Origin of the sequence: Falsiroseomonas oryzae, from assembly GCF_027856955.1 — a bacterium.
Taxonomy (GTDB): Bacteria; Pseudomonadota; Alphaproteobacteria; order Acetobacterales; family Acetobacteraceae; genus Falsiroseomonas; species Falsiroseomonas oryzae.
In genome coordinates, this window is record NZ_JAPSMD010000606.1 from 1 (window position 1) to 2548 (window position 2548).

A 2548-nucleotide genomic window follows, 5' to 3' on the forward strand; every position below is an offset into this window, starting at 1 on the left:
GCGTGCGGGCCTCGGCCGGCATCGGCGGCGCGCTGGGGCCCGGGGCGGTGGCGCGCTTCGATGCGGAGCTCGCCGCGCTGCTGGCCGCCCGCTTCCCGGACGAGCCGCTGCGCGTGCCGCACCGGGTCTTCGCGATCTGGGTGCGACGGCCATAGCCGCCGCGGTCTTTGACACTTCCTCACGATCCTTGCATCGTTCCGCATAAGCTGCTGATCTACGTCGCAGGCGGTCCCTTGCATTGTCAGGGACGGTCAGCGGCGGAGGCGAGACGGTGATCAGCCAGGACCTGATCCGGGCAGCGGACCTGTTCTTCACCGCGGTGCTGCTGATGGCGGCGCTGCTCGGCGTGGCGCTCGCCTGGGCGATCGGCGACCTGGTGAAGCTCAGCCTGGCGATGCTCGTGGTGGCGATCCTTGCCCCGGCGGCGCATCGGCGCTTCCGCATCGGCTAGTGTGCCGCCCCTGAAGTTCGTCGGGTCTGCCGACGAACGGACGGGACAGGCCCGCCACCCAGGACAGATGCCGGTGGCCCTGGGGCGCAGGGCGATGGATCTCGCGGCCCGGAGACGAGCCTCCTGGGAGCGCGCGTCGCAGACGGCTGCGCCATCGCGTGAATGGTCGAGACGAAACGCCTGACCGGTCTCGGGCTGACAGCAGTCTCGTTCATGGGCCGGTGGCGCCGGACATCCTTGTCGCGGCACTCGGGGCGCAGGCGATGCACTTCGGGCTTGCGCCGCGGCAGCGGGCGGCCTGAGGCCCATTCGCAGCCGAAAACTTGTGCCACCGCTTCCGCGATGACGGTCTCGGACAAGGCACGATATCGGCGCGGCGTGCTCAATATCGAGGGTGAGAGCAGCATCTCAGCCGCGATTGTCACCTACAACACCCGGGCCGACATGCTCGCTGACACCAATCGCACCGGCGTGTTCGAGCCGAACACCGCCGGGTTTGGCAGGAACATCGTCGGCAGCGGCTCGGACGGCAGCACCTATTGGAACGTCTTCAACATCGAGGGCGAAAGCAGCATCTCGGCGGCGATCGTCACCTACGGCACTCTGGCCGACATGCTCGCTGACACAAATCGCATCGGCGTGTTCGAGCCCAACACCGCCGGGTTTGGCAGGAACATCGTCGGCAGCGGAGCGGTCCTGACAAGCGTGGCAGCGGTTCCAGAACCCGCGGCGCTGCTTATCTTGGGGTCGAGCACCCTGGCGCTCGCTGTTCTGCGTCGTCGGCGGCGGACCGGATAAGCGCCGGGCAGTCCTGCCGCTGCGGTGATGGGGCGCTAAGCGCCGGCCCGCCCTGTTGCAATTCACCCCGTAGCGGAGCGCGAATCAGCGCGACCGTGACCGCGCTACCTCGAGCAGATGCGACGCGGCGGTGGCAAACGAGCCACTGGACCCTTAGTGCTCTCGCTGTGCATATCCGCAGTGGCGGAAGCAGGCGGCGCAGTCGTTGGGCCTGAAGCGGTCGAGGACGCTGCCGGTGGTGGCCCGGCGGGCGCATACAGTTCCAGCGGCGGCGGGGGGCAGCAGGCGCTTGAGCTCGCTGAAGGCGAGTTCGATCGGGTTCAGGCCCGGGCTGTACTGCGGCAGGGCGCCGGGTGCTGACGAATCTCGCCACGCCGCAGCCAGTCACAAGCCGGTTCCAGCCGAGGCGACCCGGGGCTACTCCACCCTGGCTTCTCTGGCCCTGCAATTCACGCCCTTCGCCGCGCCCACCCTCGGCGTGCACACCCAGGGCGATCGCGCCTAGCTGTAGCCGCGCGCGGTCGGGTCGGACTGGGACTGCCGCGCCTGCTCCTGCGCCGTCTGGTCCACCTTCTGCATCCCGCCGGTGCCGCGGGCACGCTCGCCGCCCGAGGTGCCGGCCTCCTCCGGCATGCGGGCGGGTGCGGCCTGCGGCGGCTCGCTGGCGGCGCCCTCCTCCACGGGCTCGAAGTCGTAGTCACCATGCGCCGACTGCCAGGACTGCACTGTCAGCACCTTCGCCCCGCCCCGGCTCTCATGCGGGCCGTGCACCTGGCCGGCGGCATGGGTCAGGAAGGCACCGGGGCCGAGCTCGCGGCCTGCCTCGATCAGGTCGCCCTCCAGGACGTAGTGCATCTCCGACCCGGCGCTGTGTCGGTGCGCCGGGATGCGGCCGCCGGGCGGCAGGTGGATGACGGAGGTCACCACGCCGGCCGCGCTGTCCTGGTTCAGCAGCTGGATGCGGAATTCGCCGGTCGCGCCGGGGATCCCGAAGGGCACCGCGGGCACGCCCGCGGCGGCCAGGGCCAGTTTTCCGGGGGTCATGCCGGTCCTCCTGCGTCGAGGCCGGGCAACGCGGCGGCGGCGGGACAGGTTGCCCCGGGCGCGCTATCCAAAGCGGATGCCGGATTTCCGCCTGGAATCGGAGCATGGGGGCCGCGTCGCCGGGTTGGACGAGGCCGGGCGCGGGCCGCTGGCCGGCCCTGTGCTCGCGGCCGCCGTGCTGTTCCGCGCGCCGCCGCCGCCGGCCCTGGCGCGGCTGCTGGACGACAGCAAGCGCCTGACCGCAGCGCGGCGCGA

The 2548-nt window shown here is 71.1% G+C and carries 3 protein-coding genes and 1 pseudogene; 3 read left to right on the forward strand and 1 reads right to left on the reverse strand.

The genetic code is table 11. The annotated features are described in order from the left end of the window. Nucleotides 1–271 precede the first annotated feature (271 nt). Complete coding sequence (locus OZN99_RS29505) at nt 272–451, forward strand: hypothetical protein (RefSeq protein WP_270938784.1); 180 nt, start codon at nt 272–274, stop codon at nt 449–451. A gap of 342 nt (nt 452–793) precedes the next feature. Next, nucleotides 794–1249 carry a PEP-CTERM sorting domain-containing protein gene (locus OZN99_RS29510; RefSeq protein WP_270938785.1) on the forward strand — a complete coding sequence of 152 codons (456 nt, stop codon included), beginning with the start codon at nt 794–796 and terminating at the stop codon, nt 1247–1249. Nucleotides 1250–1750: 501 nt separating this feature from the next. Here OZN99_RS29510 and OZN99_RS29515 read toward each other — a convergent pair. Then, complete coding sequence (locus OZN99_RS29515; protein ID WP_270938786.1) at nt 1751–2293, reverse strand: cupin domain-containing protein; 543 nt, start codon at nt 2291–2293, stop codon at nt 1751–1753. A 76-nt stretch (nt 2294–2369) separates the two neighbouring features. Here OZN99_RS29515 and OZN99_RS29520 point away from each other — a divergent pair. After that, nucleotides 2370–2548: pseudogene (locus OZN99_RS29520) on the forward strand (ribonuclease HII); the annotation flags it as partial.